This is a genomic window from Paramagnetospirillum marisnigri (assembly GCF_001650715.1).
In the GTDB taxonomy this organism is placed as follows: domain Bacteria; phylum Pseudomonadota; class Alphaproteobacteria; order Rhodospirillales; family Magnetospirillaceae; genus Phaeospirillum; species Phaeospirillum marisnigri.
Map to the genome: position 1 here is coordinate 208,617 of NZ_LWQT01000066.1, position 18,871 is coordinate 227,487.

Here is an 18,871-nt window from a genome sequence, read left to right on the forward strand (position 1 = left end):
TTATCGCCGCGCCGCGGCGCGGGCGATCATCATCAAGGCCCGCGAAGTGATCTCGGCGGCGGGCATGCCGGTGGTCTTGCAATCCAGCTCCGCCTCGGTCAGCAGGTCCAGCGCCTTGCCCAGCCGGTCGGCGGGCCAGCGCGAGAGCTGGCGGCGGAAGCGGTCGGCGGCCTTGAAGATCACCGGCGGCTTCAGCGCCGCCATGGCCTGATCCGGTGTCTTGCCCTGGGCCACCCCCCCGGCGGCCAGGTGCAGGCGCATGAAGTGCCGCGCCACCGAGCGCAGCATCTGGATGGGCGAGGCGCCTTCCCGCAACAGCCGGTCCAGCACCCGCTGGGCGCCCACGTGGTCGCCATCGGCGGTATCCAGTGCCAGATCGTCCAGGCCCAGGGCGGCGGTATCGCCGATACAGGCGGTGGCATCGGCCAGGGACACCCGGCCGGGACCGCCCATATACAGCGCCAGCTTGCCCATTTCCGCCCGGGTCAGGCGGCGGTCGCCGCCGAGATGGTCCACCAGATAGGCCATGGCGTCGGGGTCGGCGGTCAGCCCGGCGGTCTTCAACTCGTCCTGGATCACCCCGGCCAGCGAGCCGCCCTCGTCGCCGTAGCAGGCCAGGGCCGCCGCGTTGTCGGCGCCCTCGAAAAGCTTGCGCAAGCTGGAGCGCGGCCCCAACTCGCCGCCTTCCACCACCACCAGGGCATCACCCAGGGGATTGGCCAGGAAGGAGGATAGCACCGAGGTCTGGCCGTCACCGGCATCGCGCAGCACCACCACCCGGCGGCCACCGCCGAAGGCCATGGCGGCGGCTTCGTCGGACAGGCGCGACGGTGTTTCCTTCAGGGAGGCCGGGGTCAGTTCGGTGACGCGGAAGGGATCGGACAGGTCAGGGACCACCCCCTTCATCAGGCGCTGGACCCGCTCATTGACCAGTCCCAGATCGGGGCCGAACACTAGAACCGCCCTCGCCGCCGCGTCGGGCGACTTCAGGAAGGCCTCGATGCGGGCACCGGAAAGCTTCAAGGCCGCGCCGCCGGAGCCCCGGGCCGAACATAGGGCTTGATTTCGTCGGATTGGAGCCGCTGGAACCGGGGGTCCTTGGGATTGGCCCGATAGGCGGCAATGGCGACCGCCACCTGGCTGCGGATATCGTCGGCGAGTTGAGCCACCGCCCGTTCCTCGGCGTCGCGCTCCATGGCGACGCTGGCATAGCGCGGCCCCAGATAATCGAAATAGACCACGGTCTTGACTTGGCCACTCGCGAGGCTGACACCGTCGCCGCTCAAACTGATGGACGCATTCATGGTCAGGCTGCCCAGGGTGGCGAAGGAATCCCGCCGGTAGCCCATGTCCGATGCCGAGGAGGTCACATCGACGGCCAGATTGAAGCGGGGCGCTCCCGGCTCCCCCTGGGGAGTCAGCCGCTGGACCAGGGCGTTGCGCAACTGCTGTCCCAGGCGATCCTTGATGGGCTGGATGCGGATCTGCGCCAGATCGGCCGATACCGGCGAATCGGCGTCGCCTCTCTTGCCATATATGGGGCTGAAGCCGCAGCCCACGGGCCCCAGCGCCAGCAAAGCGATGACGAAAGCGACTCTAGACCACCACATTGACGATCCGATTGGGCACGACCACCACCTTGCGCGGCAGCTTCCCCGACATTGCCGAAATCACCTGGGGATGCGCAAGCGCCGTCTGCTCCGCCAGACCGGAATCAGCATCCTTGGGCAGCTCGATTGTGGCGCGCAGCTTGCCATTGACCTGCACCGCCAGGGTGACTGAATCCTCCACCAGCAGCGCGGGTTCCGCCACCGGCCAGGCCTGCTCGACCAGCAATCCGTCGCCGCCCAGTTCGGCCCACATCTCCTCGGCCAGATGCGGCATCATGGGACCGATCAGCCGGGCCGCCGCCTCCAGTCCCTCGCGCAGCACCCAGGCGCCGCCCTTGGCGCCCACCGGGATTTCCGCCAGACCATTGGTCATCTCGCGGATACGGGCCACCGCCTTGTTGAAGTGGAAGCGCTCCAGGTCCTCGCCCACCTGGGCGATGGTCTTGTGCACCAGGCGCCGCGCCTTCAGTGCCTCGTCCCCCAGTTCCGGCATGGCCGCGCCTCGGGGCGGCAGCTCGGCCAGGATGGTCATGCGCCACAGCCGGTTGACATAGCGCCAGGCTCCGTCGATGCCGGATTCGGTCCAGTCCAGGTCACGTTCGGGCGGGCTGTCCGACAGCATGAACAGCCTGGCGGTATCGGCGCCGTAACCATCGATGATGCCGGCCGGGTCCACCACGTTCTTCTTGGACTTGCTCATCTTCTCCGAGCGGCCGCCGGTGACCGGGGCGCCGGTCTCGGCATGGATCAGGGAGCCGCCGGGGCCGGGAGCGACCTCGGTGGGATACAGCCACTGGCCATCGGCCGACTTGTAGGTCTCGTGGCAGATCATGCCCTGGGTCAGCAGTCCGGCGAAGGGCTCCTTGACCCCGAGATAGCCGCAATCCTTCAAAGCGCGGGTGAAGAAGCGGGAATAGAGCAGATGCAGCACCGCATGCTCGATGCCGCCGATATACTGGTCCACCGACATCCAGTAATCCGCTGCCGCCCGGTCGAAGGCCACGTCGGCGCGGTCGGGCGAGGTGTAGCGGGCGAAATACCAGCTGGACTCGAAGAAGGTGTCGAAAGTGTCGGTCTCGCGCCGGGCGGGCTTGCCGCAGCACGGACAGTTCACCAGCTTCCAGGTGGGGTGATGGTCCAGCGGATTGCCCGGCCGGTCGAAGGTGACGTCCTCGGGCAGCCGCACCGGCAGGTCGGCCTCTGGCACCGGCACCACGCCGCAGGATTCGCAATGGATCACCGGGATGGGGCAGCCCCAATAGCGCTGGCGCGACACGCCCCAATCGCGCAGGCGGAAATTAACCGTGCGCTCGCCGCGCTTGGTCTCCTCGATGCGGCGAATGGCCTCGGCCTTGGCCGCCTCCACGCTCAACCCGTCGAGGAAACGGGAATTGATGGCGGTGCCGTCGCCGGTATAGGCCTCGCCCCGGGCAATGGCGGCAACCACCCCATCCTTGTCCGCGGCGGGCTCCACCACCTGAGTATAGCCCAGGCCATATTTGTTGGCGAAATCCAGGTCGCGCTGGTCATGGGCGGGACAGCCGAAAATGGCGCCCGAGCCGTAATCCATCAGCACGAAATTGGCCACATAAACCGGCAGGGTCCAGGCGGGGTCGAAGGGATGCACCGCCCGCAGGCCGGTGTCGAGGCCCTTCTTCTCGGCGGTCTCGATGGCCGCTTCCGAGGTGCCCATGCGGTTGCACTCGGCGACGAACTCGGCCAGTTCCGCATTGGACGCCGCCAGTTCGGCGGCCAGGGGATGGTTGGCGGCGATGGCGATGAATTTGGCGCCGAACAGGGTGTCGGGCCGGGTAGTGAAGATTTCCAGCCGGTCGGAGCGGCCCGCGAGATCGAACATCAGCCGCGCCCCTTCCGAGCGGCCGATCCAGTTCTCCTGCATCAGGCGGACGCGTTCGGGCCAGCGTTCCAGGGTGGCGAGGCTGTCGAGCAGGTCCTGGGCATAGGCGGTGATCTTGAGGAACCACTGCGACAGCAGCCGCTTTTCCACCAGGGCGCCCGAGCGCCAGCCGCGCCCGTCGATCACCTGCTCGTTGGCGAGAACCGTGTTCTCCTCCGGATCCCAGTTGACCCAGGATTCCTTGCGATAGACCAGCCCGGCCTTGAGGAAGTCCAGGAACATCTTCTGTTCATGGCGGTAGTATTCGGGTTCGCAGGTGGCGACCTCGCGCCGCCAGTCATAGGACAGGCCCATGGACTTGAGCTGCTCGCGCATGGCGGCGATGTTCTCGCGCGTCCATTTGGCGGGATGGACCTTGTTCTGGATGGCGGCGTTCTCGGCGGGCAGGCCGAAGGCGTCCCAGCCCATGGGATGCAGGACGTTGAAGCCCTTGGCCCGCTTGTAGCGCGCCACCACGTCGCCCAGGGTGTAGTTGCGCACATGCCCCATATGGATGCGTCCCGATGGATAGGGAAACATCTCGAGCACATAATATTTGGGGCAGTAGGGATCCTCGCTCACCTCGAAGCAACGGCGCTCGTCCCAGACGTGCTGCCATTTGGCCTCGGTTTCCTTGACATTATACCGTTCGTCGGCGCGCGACATGTCGTCGTCCGTTGCTGATGGTGCCAGAAATCAAAAAGACGGCCGCCGCCGCTATTCGGTGGAGACGATGCGCAGCTGGCGGGCCCGGGTCAGGATGGAGTTTTCCAGATCGCTGGCCATGCGGGGATCGACCTTCACATCGACCCAGTTGCCCATGGAATCGCGGGCCTGCTTGAACAGCGACACCTTGACCCCATCGGCGCGCAGAGTGCGGTCGAGGATGAAGACATTGACCTTGTAGCGCTCGTTGGGCGTCTCGGGCAGCTGGTACCAGTCGCTGATGATGGTGCCGCCGAAGGCGTCCGCCGTGGTGATGGGCATGAACGAGATGGTGTCCAGCGAGGCCCGCCACAGGAAGGCATTGACACCGATGCCGCCGCCTTCGCCCTCTTGCTTGGACTTGCCGAACAACCCCTCGGGGCCGAACACGGTCTCGCGCTTCTCATTGGACATGCGCGGAGCATTCTGTCCCTTTTCATAGGTGGGGTAGACCGCCTCTGACTTATCGCAGGCGGACAGGACCACGGCACCGATGAAAGCGGCGACCACGGCAACGGCTCCCGCAAGGTTTTTCCTCATCATGTCTCTTCTTCATCCCGCCGCCCTCCTCATCGAAGGCACGGCCTGTTGACAGTGCAGCGGCCCGCGTGGACGGCCCTGCCGAACCCGGCCCCGCGAGAATGCAACGAGAGCCGCCCCGGCGGCAAGCAAGAAAGCCCCCACCGCCCGATGTGTTGCCATCATGCCACAGTGCGCGCCTTTCGACACAGACGCCGCCCGGTGCGCTTGATCTTTGCCGGGGGCTATGGCGATATGGCCTTCGTTCGTTCATTTGGATAGCGGGTGCGGCCATTGGGGGTCGGTATCCGGAAGCCAAAGAGAGGAGATACCATGAAGAAGATTCTGTTCGCCAGCACCGCTCTGGTGGCCGCCAGCATGATGCATGCCGGTGCCGCCGAAGCCGCTGAGAAGATCAAGTTGAATGTTGGCGGCTACAGCAAGTGGTGGGTCGTCGGCGTTTGGCAGTCCGACGCCTTCCAGACCGCCTCGACCACTGGCGGCATCCTGAACAACAACCTGGGCGCCGCCGGCTCCAGCGGCACCGCGACCAACGGTTCGGGCCAGCGCTCCAATTTCGACGTCAAGGGCGACAACGAGATTTGGTTCTCGGGCTCGACCAAGCTGGACAACGGCCTGACCGTCGGCGTGCAGATCAACCTGGAAGCCGGTGGCCACTCCGACCACACCACCGACACCATCGACCAGAGCTTCGCCTGGATCGAAGGCGGCTTCGGTAAGGTCATCCTGGGCACCCACTCCAACGGCACCGCCCTGACCCACGTCCAGGCCCCCGACGCCGCCAACGGCAGCATCGGTGGCTCCATGATGGGCAACAACTTCGCCGTGGCGAAGCCGACCTCGGTCATGGGCATGAACCAGATCGTCGGTTACAGCGGCTCGACCAACACCACCGCTTTCATCGCCGACGACCGCGCCGAAAAGATCACCTATGTGGCTCCCAGCTTCTACGGTCTGACCGTCGGCGCCAGCTACATCCCGAACGTGGCCCGTCAGGACGTCCGTACCACTCAGCTGTCGCAGGCTGACGCTTGGGGCGGTACCGCTCTGTATGCCAACACCTTCGGCCCCGTGGGCGTGAAGGCCTCGGCCGGTTACGTCTACGTCGATCTGTCCTCGGCCGGTCAGACCCTGGGCCTCGACTCGTTCTCTGCCCAGATGTACGGCGCCCAGTTGTCCTATGCCGGCTTCACCCTGGGCGGCTCCATCCAGATGGCCACCCAGAACAACACCGGCCCGCAGGCCACTCTGACCAACTCGGTGATGTCCACCACCGGAGCCAACACCTCGGTCAACCTGTCGGCCGTCAAGGGCGGCGGTCAGCTCGACTTCGGCGGCACCGCCTTCGACGTGTCGTTGATGTACGCTTCCGGTCCGTATGCCGTCAGCTTCGGCTACTATCGTTCCGAAGTTAAGGGCCTGCTGGCCAACAGCGGCAACGACGTGATCGAGTTCTACCAGGCTTCGGGCAAGTACAATCTCGGCCCGGGCGTGGACGTGCTGGCCACTCTCGGCTATGCCAACTACAAGGACGAGCGTAAGGGCACCATGGGTGTCTCCGACGCCGCCTACGAGAACAGCGGCTTTGCCGCCATGACCGGTCTGTCGCTGGCCTTCTAATCGGCTCTCGACAACGGTTTAGTCTAGGGAAAGGGTGGCTCCGGCCACCCTTTCTTTTTTCGGAGCTTATCCTTGGTGCAGGACCTGATCGACACAGCCCTTGGCCATCACCGGGCCGGTCGGCTTGATCTGGCGGTGCCGCTTTACGCGGAAGCCTTGCGACACCGCCCCGACCACCCCGAAGCCCTGCACCTGATGGGAGTCGTCTCCATTCAGACCGGCCGCTTTGCCGATGCCGTGGACTGGATCGCCCGCGCCTTGGCCGCCCGCCCCGACTTTCCCGAGGCCCATAACAATCTGGGCAATGTCTTTCGCGCCCTGGGCCAGCCGGACCAGGCAGCCATCGCCTTTGGCAAAGCCCTGGAATTGCGTCCGGATTTTCCCGAGGCCCTGAATAATCTGGGGGTTTGTCGGCAAACTGCCGGTGACTTCGCCGACGCGGCGGACTTGTTCCGTCGAGCCTGTGACCTGCGCCCGACCTATCCCGAAGCGGCGATCAATCTGGCACAAGTCCTGGAACAAGCGGGACGGATGCCCGACGCTGCCCAGGCCTATGGCGTCGCCCGCGCCCTGGTCCCGGATAACGCCGATCTTCACAACCTTCATGGCAATGTCCTGCGAGGCCTTGGCGAAATCACCGAGGCCGCCGAGGCCTATGCCGATGCGGTTCGATCACAGCCAGACTCTATCGACTTCAAGGTCAATCTGGGCGTCGCCCTGACCGAATGCCGCCGCCTTTCCGAAGCCGTGGATATCCTGGCAGCCGCCCGGGGGCAGGCACCGGATCATGCCAGGGCCGCCATCGCCCTGGGTGTTGCGCTGATGCTCCATGGACAGACCGAAGATGCGATCATCTGCCTTCAGGACGCGGTGGCGCTGGCACCTGGGCTCGCTGCCACCCATGGCAATCTGGGGCTTGCCCTCGCCCGCCAGGGCAAACTGGACGAAGCCGCCGATTGCCAACGCGCCGCCTTGCGGCTTCAGCCCGACAATGCCATCGCTCATAACAATCTCGCCACCATCATGACGGAACTGGGGCAATGGGATGCCGCCATGGCGGCGGTGAACCAAGCCCTCGCCCTGCGCCCGGCTTTTGCCGAAGCCCATATGGCCAGGGGTGCCCTGCTCAAGGCGACGGGGCGGCTGGACGAAGCAGAGGCGGCATTGAGGGACGCGCTCGCCTTGGCGCCCAACTCCCCCGAGGCCCATACGGCCTTGGGATCGATCCACCAGCTTCAATGGCGGTTGGACGAGGCGGAGGCTTGCCATCGCACCGCCCTGGCGCTGTGGCCCGACTTTTCCGCCGCCGAGATCAATCTTGGTGCAACGCTGCAAATCCTTGGCCGTGCCGCCGAGGCGGCCGAGTGCTATGAGCGGATTCTCGCCCGCCACCCGGAACACTTCGTAGCTTTCGGCAGCCTGCTCAATGCCACCATGTACCGCGACGACCTGAGCACCGAGCAGGTCACCGCCATTCACCGTCGCTTCGGCGCCGCCATGGCCCGACCGCCGCTGGTAGAGCCCCCACTCCTCCGCCCCACCGCCACCGATTCGGATCGCCGCTTACGCATCGGCTATCTGTCGTCGGATTTGCGCGAACATCCGGTCGCCACCAATCTGTTGCCCATCATTCGCCATCATGATCGATCCCGTTTCTCGATCCATTTCTACGCTCATGTCGCCCGGCCCGATGCCTTGACCGATGAATTTCGCAGGCTGGGTGATGGCTGGTGCGACATTCGCGGCCTGACCGATCGGCAAGCGGCGGAACGTATCCGTATGGACGGCATCGACATCCTTGTCAGCTTGGCAGGGCGATTCGACCTCAATCGCCCTGGCATTTGCGGTTGGCGGGCAGCGCCGGTTCAGATCAACATGTACGATGTCGCCACCAACGGCATGGCCGAGCATGACTACATTATTGGTGATCTGGTGTTGATCCCGAAAGGCACGGTGGAATACTTCAGCGAGCGGCCACTTCGGCTGCCAAGTATCTATGTGGCCGATTTCCCTAACCTGCCGCCATTGCCGGCATCGCCTCGTCAAGGGCCGGCAATTTTCAACTGCTTCAATAATCCTGCCAAGATTTCTTCCACGAGCCTGGCACTGTGGGGGAAAATTCTGGCCACCCTTCCCCAAGGCAGGCTGATACTGAAATATCATCAAGCCTACAGTTCAGCCTCCTTGAGGGAGCGGCTGCTGCGGGAGCTATCCGCGGCTGGCGCCGATCGGCGACAAGTGGACTTCATCACCGGCAAGGATAGCGGTGCCAGCTTCCTGGAGCGCTACAATCAGACCGATATCTCGCTCGACACCCTGCCGTTTTCGGGCGCCACCACCAGCTACCAAGCCCTTTGCATGGGGGTGCCGGTGCTGACCCTGCCGAGCGAACGCATGGTCGGTCGCTGGACGACCTCCATGCTGCGGGTTGTTGGACTGCGGGACTTGATCGCGTCCTCGCCCAAGGATTTCGTATCGCGGGCGGTGGCGATGGCCAACAACATCGACGCCTGGCGGGCTCGCCGCGCCGATATTCGTGAAAGCGTCCGATTGTCCAGGCTTTGCGATGCCGCAGCGTGGACTGGCCATCTGGAGCGCCTGTACCGGGCCGCATGGCGTCATGCCTGCGGCATCTGACCACCGGTATTATTGCGCCCGAACATGTCGGCGTCCACGGCCTCCTCGATGCCGGGATGGAAGCAGTTAAACTGCATCTCGCCGTCTTCGGCAACGACACCATCGAGTTCTACCAGGCTTCGGGCAAGTACAACCTCGGCCCGGGCGTGGACGTGCTGGCCACTCTCGGCTATGCCAACTACAAGGACGAGCGTAAGGGCACCATGGGTGTCTCCGACGCCGCCTACGAGAACAGCGGCTTTGCCGCCATGACCGGTCTGTCGCTGGCCTTCTAATCGGCTCTCGACAACGGTTTAGATGTTTGATCCCAGGCTTTGATGGTGCAATCTTTTCCGTAGAATGGAAGGAGGCACTATGGGCCAGATACTCCACGGCTGCGCCACAACGACAGAGGCTATCCGTCGAGCAATACAAGATAGTCAAGAGAGCCTGAGAACCCTTGCCAAGCATTATGGGATCAACCCGAAGACCGTCGCCAAGTGGAAGAAGCGCGGCTCGGTTACGGACCTGCCGACCGGGCCGAAGGTGCCGAGATCGACGGTCTTGTCCATCGAGGAAGAGGCCATCGTGGCGGCCTTTCGTCGCCATACGCTGCTGCCCCTGGATGACTGCCTCTATGCCTTGCATGCGACCATCCCGCATCTGACGCGGTCATCCCTACATCGCTGCCTGCACCGCCACGGCATTAGCCGCCTGCCCGATGTGGAAGGCGACAAGCCCGCCAAGAAGAAGTTCAAAGCCTATCCCATCGGCTATTTCCATATCGACATTGCGGAGGTGAGGACCGCCGAGGGAAAGCTCTATCTGTTCGTGGCGATCGACCGAACCTCGAAATTCGCTTTTACGGAACTGCATGAAAAGGCCACGACGCGCATAGCCGCCGATTTCCTGCGAGCACTTCTCCAAGCGGTTCCCTACAAGGTGCATACCGTTCTCACCGACAACGGCACGCACTTCACGACACCTGGGAATAAGGGGTCGGCGGCGCCCGACATCAAGCTGGCAATGGAACGCGGCGAACGCTTCCGCGCTCATGCCTTTGAATTCGCCTGTGCCCAGAACGACATCGATCACCGCCTGACCAAGCCGAGACACCCGTGGACCAATGGGCAAGTCGAACGGATGAACCGAACCATCAAGGACGCCACGGTCAAGCGCTTCTACTACGAGACCCACCACCAGCTTCGGCGCCATCTCGGCGATTTCGTGATGGCCTACAACTTTGCCAAGCGGCTCAAGACCCTCAAGGGCCTCACCCCATACGAATACATCTGCAAAATCTGGACAACAGAACCAAAGCGATTCAATCTCGATCCGATCCATCAAATACCGGGACTAAACATCTAGTCTAGGGAAAGGGTGGCTCCGGCCACCCTTTCTTTTTTCGGAGCTTATCCTTGGTGCAGGACCTGATCGACACAGCCCTTGGCCATCACCGGGCCGGTCGGCTTGATCTGGCGGTGCCGCTTTACGCGGAAGCCTTGCGGCAACGGCCCGATCATCCCGAAGCCCACAATAATACTGGCAACGCCGTTCGTGCCCTGGGACAGCCGCACCAGGCCGCCATCGACTTTTCCATAGCCCTGGAATTACGTCCGGATCTTCCCGAGGCTCTGAATAAGATGGGAGTTTGCCGTCAAGTTGCCGGTGATTTCGGTGCGGCGATGGACCTGTTTCGTCGTGCCATTGACCTGCGCCCAACCCACCCGGAGACGGTGGTCAATCTGGCCCAGGCCCTGGGACAAGCGGGGCAGTTATCCGATGCTGCCAAGGCCTATGGCGTCGCCCGTAACCAGTTTCCGGATAACGCCGATCTTCACACTCTTCACGGCAACATTCCGCGCCGTCTTGGGAAAATTGAAGAAGCATCTGGCAGGGATCGGCAGCAGATGAGCTTCATCACCGCCAAGGATTGCGGCTCCAGCTTCATGGAACGATACAATCAGGCCGACATCGCGCTTGATACCCTGCCGCTTTCAGGCGACACCATCCGCTATCACGCCATTTGCATGGGGGTGGCGGTACTGACGCTGCCGGGCGAGCGCATGGTCGGCCGCTGGACCGCCGCCATGGCAGGGGCTGTGGGAATGCTGTATCGGGTGATCTGGCGGCGGCAACACCGAAAGGAAACTTTATGACTATTGGTCTGTTCGACGCCCTTAACGTGATCAGGGTGGCGGTCGCCATTACGACCTTAGTCGTCCTGTGGCGGATGAATCACCTGCCGACATCGCGCCGACACACCGCCGTGTTTGGGCTGGCCTGGGTGCTGTTGGCGACCCTGGAGTTCTGGGGGCTCGGCTCATTTTCGTTCGTCGAGCCCGCCAACGGCGTTGGCGTGGTCTTGCCCACTCAAATTTATGTCGACCGAATTCCAAACTCGACCCAATTCAGCCAGGCCATCGCGGGTGGCAATGACCTGGATGCATTGATCAACTTTACCGGCCAGGCCGTATCGATCGAACGAATACTGTTACGCCTGCCGCTGCCGATCGCCCTGTTCCTGCATGCCGTGTTCGTCTCAGGAGTCGGATATTTCGGCGCTTACCGGCTGTCGCGGGCGGTCGGCGCGCCCAGGCCCTTTGCTACCGCCGTGGCGGCCGCGTTCATTTTCGGCCATGACAACTTCATCACCGATACCTGGGCCCATGGCGTCAGCCTGACCATCGCGCCACTGCTGGTCTATATGTCCGTCTTTCGTTGGGGCCGCCCCCGGTACTTGCTAGGCACAGTGGCCGTCGCCGCCCTGTTCGCGGCCAGCAGCAATCCCACCCACACCATGCCCGCGGCCATGTTTGCCGTATTTCTGGGAGCGGCCTGGGTCGGGTGGCGGCGCATCCTCCAGGTCAGTCCCTCCCTGGTCGTCTTTGCGATTGTCGTCCTAGCCAACTGGCTAGAATCCCTGTGGGCAAAGGCGCAAGTCGCCCCCTTCACGCTCCGCGGCAGCTCATACAGTTGGGCATCTGCCAGTTTTGAAGCGTTTCTCGGCAATTTGGTCTGGGGTGGTGGTTCACTGGTTCTGTGGCCGCTCGGCCTCGTTTGCCTAGCCTTGCTGGTCAATCGCCGTGGCGGTCGATGGCTGCACGGTATTGGTTTGCTGGCGCTGTCGGCCTGCGCGGGGGTTCTGTTAAACCAGATTCCGTGGCGGGCCATACCGGGGCTCGGAATGGTTTCAGGCCTGAACTTGCAACACACCAGCTTTTCGGCACTGACCATGGCCGTCCTTTGTGCCGCGGCCTTTTCCGGCTGGGCCGACGAACGCCGTCGCAGGATGGCTACCGCCGCAGTCTTCGCCATCGCCACCAGCAGCTTTGTGTTTCTGAAGTGCTACCATCTGGCGGTACTGTTGTCCGAAGGTGGGATAAGCCCCCTCGCCGCCGTTGAAAAGTTGGACCGACGCGTCCTGGATGCGGCCGAACCAAGCCGCGTTGTGACCGTTCCCTATCGGCTTTCCAGCAACATGCTGTGGTCCGTCGGCCTGGACACTTTCGACGGTACCTATAACCTTGTCACGTCCGCCATGCATGACTATTGGACTTACGGTATCCTGCCCCGGCATTCCCCCAAGGACATGTCGTCCGGCTTCATCAATTTCGGACTCGCCGATTTTGACATGAAATGCTGCACCGATTACGACATCGCCATCCGGGCCGACCTGGATCTTCTGCGCATCGCGAATGTGGACTTCATTCTCAGCATCCTGCCGTTAACCAGTGTTCAACAAGTTGGCGGCCCCACCGAAGAGGTTCCAGTCAGACGGAGCGAACCGATTGTGCCGCGTCTGAAAGGCTATGCCCGCCAGCTTGTCCAGCCCCCGCAGATCCGAGTCTATCGCCTGGGCGGTGCTCTTCCCCGGGTGTTCGCCGCCTCGGGCGTGGCGGTGGCCCCGACCGGCCTGGACAAGCCCGCGCTGCTGGACTTGATCCGTGACAAGGCCATACGCCGCGAGGCGGTGATGTCGGCTGAATATGCCGGGCGAACCGCCCCGGCAACCGGCAAGGTCACCGATTTCCATCTGCTTCCCGACAAAGTCGTCGCCCATCTGGATGCGCCCGATGGCGCCATGGTGCTGATCAACATCCCCTATACCGGGTTCTGGCAAGCCACGGTGGATGGCAAGCCGACCGAGATCACTCCGGCGAATTTGATCCATATGGCGGTGTCGGCTCCACCGGGGTCAAAGCTAGTCGAATTGAACTATCATCGCTCCAGTCTGACTGAAAAGCTGTTCGGCCATTGAACGGCTTGCACCACTGACGTCCGGCAGGGTAATTAGGTCCGGCCTTTTAGACAGGAAAGCGCGACGTGTCCGAATCCGCCAATACCAACGCATGCTCCGCCCGCGATAAGATCAAGACGCTGGACCAACTGGCCGAACTGGCGCAACAGGCGCAGGCCACGGGCCTCAAGGTCGTTCTTTGTCACGGCGTGTTCGACCTTCTTCACATGGGCCATGTCCGCCACCTGGAAGTTGCCAAGCGCGAAGGCGACATGCTGATTGTCACGGTCAGTGCCGACGCCTTCGTCAACAAGGGGCCTGGGCGTCCGATCTTTCCCGATACCATCCGCGCCGAGATGTTGGCTGCGGTCGGATATGTTGACTGGGTGGGCATCAACCATTCCATGTCGGCCGAAACCGTTCTCAATGCCGTCAAGCCCGATGTCTATGTCAAGGGCTCCGACTACGAAAACCCGGACGATGATGTCACCGGCAAGATCCAAAGCGAACGTGACACCATCGAATCCCATGGCGGCAAGCTGGTCTTTACCCGTGACGTCACTTTCAGTTCGTCATCGCTGATCAACCGCTATTTCGATGTATACGACCCGCCGCTGCGCGACTACCTGGATCAGGCACGCGCCGAGAACGCTCTGCCACAAATCCTGGAGATGATCGAAAAGGTCAAGAATTTCAAGGTGCTTCTCGTCGGCGACACCATCATCGACGAGTATCAGTATGTGTCGACACTGGGCAAGTCGCCCAAGGAGAACATGATCGCCACCTTGTTCGAGAACAAGGAGTTGTTCGCCGGCGGCGTCATCGCCGCCGCCAATCATGTGGCGGAATTCTGTGCCAAGGTCGATATCCTGACCGTTCTTGGCGAGGGTGACCCCCATGATTCCCTGGTGCGCCAGGCCCTGAAGCCCAATGTCGGCCTGACTGCCTTGTACCGACCGGATGCACCGACCACCCGTAAGTGCCGATTTGTCGAACCGAACTATATGCGTAAGCTGTTCGAGGTCTATCACATGGATGACTCGCCTGCCGGCGACTCCATGACCGACAGCTTCAATCAGCGCTTGGCCGAACGGATCCAGGATTACGATCTGGTTCTCGTCACGGATTTCGGCCATGGCTGCATCCAGCCCAGCACCATTGAACTGATGGCTGACAAGGCCCGCTACTTAGCCGTCAACGCCCAGAGCAACAGCGCCAATATGGGCTTCAACCTGATTACAAAGTATCCTCGCGCGGACTATATCTGCATCGACGCCCCCGAGGCCCGCATGGCGGTGCGCAGCAAGAACGAGGACCTCTCCCTGATCGCCAGCGACCTGCTGCCGCGCAAGATCCGGAATTCCAGGGTCATCCTGACCCACGGAAAGCACGGCTGTGTCACCTATCAACAGGAACGAGGCAGCCACCGTATTCCCGCCTTCACCAAGACCGTGGTCGATACGGTCGGTGCAGGCGACGCCTTCCTGGCCATTACCTCGCCCCTGGTGGCCGCAGGTGGTCGTATGGACCATGTTGGCTTTGTCGGCAACGCTGCCGGCGCCATCAAGGTCGGCATCGTCGGCCACCGTAGTTCGGTTGAGAAGGCGCCGCTGGTCAAGTTCATCACTACCTTGCTGAAGTAGCCGACTCGCCGCCGGAGGAACACATGACGAAGACAGTTTGGAATATCCTGGTCACGGGCGGCGCTGGTTACGTGGGCAGCGCCCTGATCCCCGCCTTGCTGGAAGAAGGCCACCGGGTCACCGTGCTGGACCTGTACCTCTACGGTGAGGTCTTCGAGGAATTCAGGGGCAACCCCAACCTGCGCGAGATCAAAGGCGATATCCGCGACATCAACACCGTCAGGACGGCGCTGTCCGGCTGCGACTGTGTCATCCACCTGGCGTGCATCTCCAACGATCCCAGCTATGACCTGGACCCCAATTTGGGGCGCTCCATCAATCACGATGCCTTCCTGCCCCTGGTCCGCGCATCAAAAGCCGCCGGGGTACGGCGTTTCATCTATGCCTCGTCCTCATCGGTGTATGGCGTCAAGGAAGAGCCCGAGGTTACCGAAGACCTGCCCCTGGAACCGCTGACCGATTATTCCAAGTTCAAGGCCATGTGCGAGGTCGAACTGAATGCCGAAGCCGGGCCGGGCTTCACGGTCTGCACCATCCGTCCGTCCACCGTCTGCGGCTACGCCAAGCGCCAGCGGCTGGACGTGGTGGTCAACATCTTCACCAATCAGGCCGTCAATAACGGCAAGATCCGAGTGACCGGTGGGCCGCAGAAGCGTCCCAACATCCATATCCTGGACATGGTGCGGGTCTACCTCCATCTGTTACAGCAGCCCGACGGCAAAATTCAGGGCAAGATCTGGAATGCGGGCGATACCAACCACCCCATTTCCGAACTGGCGGAAATCGTCCGCCGGGTGGTCGGCGAGCATGTTGAGATCGAGACTGTCCCCACCAATGATCCGCGCTCCTATCAGGTTTCCGGCCGCAAGATGCGCGAAGAAATCGGCTTCCAACTGAAATACACCGTGGAAGACGCTGTTCGCGGTTTGGCCGAGGCGATGAAATCGGGCAAGCTACCCAATTCCATGACCGACGAACGCTATTTCAATATCAAGGTCATGCAGCACCTCGGACTGAAATGAGCGAGACCATGGCCCCCTCCTTCCTTGTCAACGATCAACTGGCGCTGTTCCGCAGCATGCTGCGGATTCGCTTGGTGGAAGAGGCCATCGCCACCCGCTACGCCGAGCAGGAAATGCGCTGCCCGGTTCATCTGTCCATCGGCCAGGAAGCGGTGGCCACGGGTGTCTGCCTCGCTCTGCGACCACAAGATCAAATCGTCTCTACCCATCGAAGCCACGCCCATTACCTGGCCAAGGGCGGCGACCTCAATGCCATGCTGGCCGAGATTTACGGCAAGGAAACCGGATGCTGCGGCGGGCGAGGCGGTTCCATGCATCTGTTCGACGCGGCCGCAGGTATCCTGGCCAGTCTGCCCATCGTCGGCAGCGCCATCGGTATCGCAACGGGAGCGGCCCTGGCATTCCAGCAAGAAGGCTCCGACTGTGTGGCAGTGACCTTTCCCGGTGACGCCTCGGTGGAGGAAGGCATCTTCCATGAAAGCCTGAACTTCGCCGCCCTGATGTCCCTGCCCGTGGTCTACGTCATCGAGAACAACCTTTATGCCTGCTTTACCGGATTGGAGCAGCGCCAGCCCCATCGCCCGTTGGGCGACCTTGCCCTGGCACATGGCCTGACCGCCGTTACCGCCGACGGTAATGACGTCGAGGCCATACACGCCGCCGCCAAAGATGCCATCGCCAAGGCCCGGGATGGAGGAGGGCCGTCGGTCCTGGTGTTCAATACCTATCGCTGGCGAGAGCATTGCGGACCCAACTACGATAACAATGTCGGATATCGCAGCGAGGAGGAGTTCCAGCAATGGAAAGCGCGCTGCCCGGTCGAAAGCCTGCAGAAGAAACTCATGGCCGAGGGGCAGTTGTCGGACCAAGACCTGGCCGCCATGACCGCCGAAATCGAGGCTGAGGTTACCGCCGCGTTCCAGGCCGCCAAGGCCGCTCCCTTCCCATTAGCCGCCAGCGCCGAGGAACGCGTCTATGCCTAATGCCGAACGGATCATCAGCGTCGCCGAGGCCTTGTGCGAAGCGACCAAGGTCGCCATGGAACGCGATTCCAAGATTTACGTGATCGGCGAGGGCGTCACCGACCCCAAGGCGATTTTCGAGACGACCCGTGGATTGCTCGACGCCTTCGGCCCCAAGCGAGTCATCGAGATGCCGGTGGCCGAAAATGGCCTGACCGGCATTGCCATCGGCTCGGCCATGATGGGGCGTAAGCCGCTGATGGTTCATCAGCGGGTCGACTTCGCCATGCTGTCCCTGGAGCAGTTGTTCAATAATGCGGCCAAGGCGTACTACGCCAGCAACGGCAAGCATTCGGTTCCGCTCGTGGTCCGAATGATTATCGGCCGCGGCTGGGGCCAGGGGCCTGCCCACTCCCAAAGCCTGGAAAGCCTGTTTGCCAGCATTCCCGGACTGAAAGTGGTGATGCCGACCACCGCCTATGAGGCTAAGGGACAACTGATCGCCGCCCTGGAAGACGGCAACCCGATCATGTTCCTCGAGCATCGCTGGGTCCACTATGTCACCGGCCACGTGCCCACAGGCTATTACACCGTGCCGCTGACATCGCGCAGGGTGCGCGACGGTAACGACGTCACCATCGTCGCCACGTCTTACATGCTGTTCGAGGCCATGATGGCCGCCGACTTCCTGGCCGAAGCCAATATCTCCGCCGAGATCATCGACTTGGCCGTGCTGCGTCCGCTCGACATGACACCGATCATGGACTCGGTACGCAAGACCGGACGACTGGTCACCGCCGATACCGGCTTCCGGACCCTGGGCATGGGCGCCGAACTGGTGGCCGAGGTGGCCTGCCGGGATATGAGCTGCCTGCTCGCGCCGCCAGTGCGCGTCGGCCTGCCCGATCATCCGACCCCCAGCAGCCGCAGCCTCGCCATCGGCTATTACCGGACCGCCATCGACGTGTTCGACGCCGCCGTCACCACCTGCGGCGTCGCTCCTCAGACCGTCGCCACCATCCGCGAAAGACTGGCCACCAAGCGCAATGCCTTGCCAAGCGATGTCCCTACCCCGGCCTTCAAGGGGCCGTTCTAGTGTCCTGATCGATTCTGAAATTCGAATGAGGCATGAAATTGATGGTGCGAATTTCAGAATCGGGACACTAGGCCCCGTCGCCAAAATCTCGTCAGGAGCGCCTGCCGGGGATAATTGCAGACCGACCGAAGCGATCTCTCCTCGGGTTTCGCCCGTTAAACTAGGCAGTTTCGATGACCATACCCGCCGACGATTCGACAAATTCCATCACCTTCATTGTTCCTGCCTACAACGAAGCGGAAGCCGTGGCGGATACGGTGGATACCATCATCAAGGCCATTACCGGACGGTGGGATGACTACGAGATCATCCTGGTCAACGATGCCAGCCAGGATGATACCGGCTCCATCATCGACCGTCTTGCCGCCGGCAATGATCGGGTCAAGGCCCTGCACAATGCCAAGAATATGAATTTGGGCGGCACATATAAGCATGGCCTGTCAAAGGCATCCAAGGCATATGCCATGATGGTTCCTGGCGACAACAGCTTTGACGCCGACAGCATTCGCACAATTCTAAGCAATATTGGGAAGGCGGATATTATCCTGCCTTATGTGGTCAATACGGAAGTGCGCACGAGGTTTCGTGCCTTTGCCTCTTCCGCTTTTACATATTTGATGAATTTTCTTTTTGGATTCACAATAAATTACTACAACGGGCCATCCGTCCACCGGGTCCGTCTATTGCGTCAGATTGAGATCAATACCAACAGCTTTGCCTATCAGGCCGAAGCGGTGATCAAGGTGCTCGCCAAGGGAAATTCCTTCCACGAGTGCCCGATCCGCCTCCAGGAACGCACCACAGGCCGTTCCTCTGCCCTCAAGATGAAGAATCAGGTCGCCATCCTGACCACCATCGCCCGCCTGCTCCTCTCGGTTGGACCGCGTTGTCTTTTCGCCAAGCCCAAGGCCCACTGAGCC

General features: G+C 62.1%; 15 protein-coding genes. 11 read left to right on the forward strand and 4 right to left on the reverse strand.

What is annotated here, in order from left to right:
* From holA to A6A04_RS13515, 4 genes are read right to left on the reverse strand one after another with little or no spacing between them, the layout of a single operon-like run.
* The gene (holA, locus tag A6A04_RS13500; protein ID WP_068493727.1) at positions 1 to 1,023 is read right to left on the reverse strand and encodes a DNA polymerase III subunit delta; all 1,023 of its coding nucleotides are present in this window, start codon (positions 1,021 to 1,023) and stop codon (positions 1 to 3) included.
* On the reverse strand, positions 1,020 to 1,610 hold the full coding sequence (gene lptE / locus A6A04_RS13505; protein WP_068493729.1) for an LPS assembly lipoprotein LptE: 591 nt from the start codon (positions 1,608 to 1,610) through the stop codon (positions 1,020 to 1,022). The genes holA and lptE overlap by 4 nt, the downstream gene beginning before the upstream one ends.
* A complete protein-coding gene (leuS, locus tag A6A04_RS13510) occupies positions 1,597 to 4,173 on the reverse strand; it encodes a leucine--tRNA ligase (protein WP_068493731.1) in 2,577 nt (858 codons plus the stop codon). The genes lptE and leuS overlap by 14 nt, the downstream gene beginning before the upstream one ends.
* A gap of 51 nt (positions 4,174 to 4,224) precedes the next feature.
* Positions 4,225 to 4,752 (reverse strand): DUF3576 domain-containing protein, encoded by a 528-nt coding sequence (locus tag A6A04_RS13515; RefSeq protein ID WP_407670271.1) that lies wholly within the window; start codon positions 4,750 to 4,752, stop codon positions 4,225 to 4,227.
* A 312-nt stretch (positions 4,753 to 5,064) separates the two neighbouring features.
* Between A6A04_RS13515 and A6A04_RS13520 the strand changes: the two genes are divergently transcribed.
* The 11 genes from A6A04_RS13520 (at position 5,065) to A6A04_RS13570 (ending at position 18,868) form a co-directional block, all read left to right on the forward strand.
* Positions 5,065 to 6,372, forward strand: coding sequence for a porin (locus tag A6A04_RS13520; protein ID WP_068493736.1), 1,308 nt, complete (start codon positions 5,065 to 5,067; stop codon positions 6,370 to 6,372).
* A 75-nt stretch (positions 6,373 to 6,447) separates the two neighbouring features.
* A complete protein-coding gene (locus tag A6A04_RS13525) occupies positions 6,448 to 9,009 on the forward strand; it encodes a tetratricopeptide repeat protein (protein ID WP_245651198.1) in 2,562 nt (853 codons plus the stop codon).
* A 56-nt stretch (positions 9,010 to 9,065) separates the two neighbouring features.
* Positions 9,066 to 9,284: a hypothetical protein gene (locus tag A6A04_RS13530; protein WP_156612597.1), complete on the forward strand. Its 219-nt coding sequence runs from the start codon at positions 9,066 to 9,068 to the stop codon at positions 9,282 to 9,284.
* A 79-nt stretch (positions 9,285 to 9,363) separates the two neighbouring features.
* Positions 9,364 to 10,356, forward strand: coding sequence for an IS481 family transposase (locus A6A04_RS13535; protein ID WP_068493743.1), 993 nt, complete (start codon positions 9,364 to 9,366; stop codon positions 10,354 to 10,356).
* A gap of 53 nt (positions 10,357 to 10,409) precedes the next feature.
* Entirely contained in the window at positions 10,410 to 11,147 is a 738-nt protein-coding gene (locus A6A04_RS13540) for a tetratricopeptide repeat protein (RefSeq protein ID WP_245651199.1), read from the forward strand.
* On the forward strand, positions 11,144 to 13,249 hold the full coding sequence (locus A6A04_RS13545) for a DUF2339 domain-containing protein (protein ID WP_068493746.1): 2,106 nt from the start codon (positions 11,144 to 11,146) through the stop codon (positions 13,247 to 13,249). The genes A6A04_RS13540 and A6A04_RS13545 overlap by 4 nt, the downstream gene beginning before the upstream one ends.
* Positions 13,250 to 13,314: 65 nt before the next feature.
* Positions 13,315 to 14,871: a PfkB family carbohydrate kinase gene (locus tag A6A04_RS13550; protein WP_068493749.1), complete on the forward strand. Its 1,557-nt coding sequence runs from the start codon at positions 13,315 to 13,317 to the stop codon at positions 14,869 to 14,871.
* 23 nt (positions 14,872 to 14,894) lie between these two features.
* Positions 14,895 to 15,893 (forward strand): NAD-dependent epimerase/dehydratase family protein, encoded by a 999-nt coding sequence (locus tag A6A04_RS13555; protein ID WP_068493751.1) that lies wholly within the window; start codon positions 14,895 to 14,897, stop codon positions 15,891 to 15,893.
* Between the two features lie 8 nt (positions 15,894 to 15,901).
* Positions 15,902 to 16,876 (forward strand): thiamine pyrophosphate-dependent dehydrogenase E1 component subunit alpha, encoded by a 975-nt coding sequence (locus A6A04_RS13560; protein WP_068493847.1) that lies wholly within the window; start codon positions 15,902 to 15,904, stop codon positions 16,874 to 16,876.
* Positions 16,869 to 17,951 carry an alpha-ketoacid dehydrogenase subunit beta gene (locus A6A04_RS13565; protein ID WP_068493752.1) on the forward strand — a complete coding sequence of 361 codons (1,083 nt, stop codon included), beginning with the start codon at positions 16,869 to 16,871 and terminating at the stop codon, positions 17,949 to 17,951. The genes A6A04_RS13560 and A6A04_RS13565 overlap by 8 nt, the downstream gene beginning before the upstream one ends.
* Positions 17,952 to 18,124: 173 nt before the next feature.
* Positions 18,125 to 18,868, forward strand: coding sequence for a glycosyltransferase family 2 protein (locus A6A04_RS13570; RefSeq protein ID WP_068493756.1), 744 nt, complete (start codon positions 18,125 to 18,127; stop codon positions 18,866 to 18,868).
* Positions 18,869 to 18,871: the final 3 nt, after the last annotated feature.

Bases quoted from the DNA above. Each gene is read 5' to 3' on its own strand.
- A6A04_RS13565 (WP_068493752.1), top strand. From the start codon at position 16,869: ATGCCTAATGCCGAACGGATCATCAGCGTCGCCGAGGCCTTGTGCGAA.
- leuS (WP_068493731.1), bottom strand. From the start codon at position 4,173: ATGTCGCGCGCCGACGAACGGTATAATGTCAAGGAAACCGAGGCCAAA.
- A6A04_RS13560 (WP_068493847.1), top strand. From the start codon at position 15,902: ATGGCCCCCTCCTTCCTTGTCAACGATCAACTGGCGCTGTTCCGCAGC.
- A6A04_RS13555 (WP_068493751.1), top strand. From the start codon at position 14,895: ATGACGAAGACAGTTTGGAATATCCTGGTCACGGGCGGCGCTGGTTAC.
- A6A04_RS13545 (WP_068493746.1), top strand. From the start codon at position 11,144: ATGACTATTGGTCTGTTCGACGCCCTTAACGTGATCAGGGTGGCGGTC.
- A6A04_RS13515 (WP_407670271.1), bottom strand. From the start codon at position 4,752: ATGAGGAAAAACCTTGCGGGAGCCGTTGCCGTGGTCGCCGCTTTCATC.
- lptE (WP_068493729.1), bottom strand. From the start codon at position 1,610: ATGTGGTGGTCTAGAGTCGCTTTCGTCATCGCTTTGCTGGCGCTGGGG.
- A6A04_RS13530 (WP_156612597.1), top strand. From the start codon at position 9,066: ATGGAAGCAGTTAAACTGCATCTCGCCGTCTTCGGCAACGACACCATC.
- A6A04_RS13520 (WP_068493736.1), top strand. From the start codon at position 5,065: ATGAAGAAGATTCTGTTCGCCAGCACCGCTCTGGTGGCCGCCAGCATG.
- A6A04_RS13570 (WP_068493756.1), top strand. From the start codon at position 18,125: ATGACCATACCCGCCGACGATTCGACAAATTCCATCACCTTCATTGTT.
- A6A04_RS13535 (WP_068493743.1), top strand. From the start codon at position 9,364: ATGGGCCAGATACTCCACGGCTGCGCCACAACGACAGAGGCTATCCGT.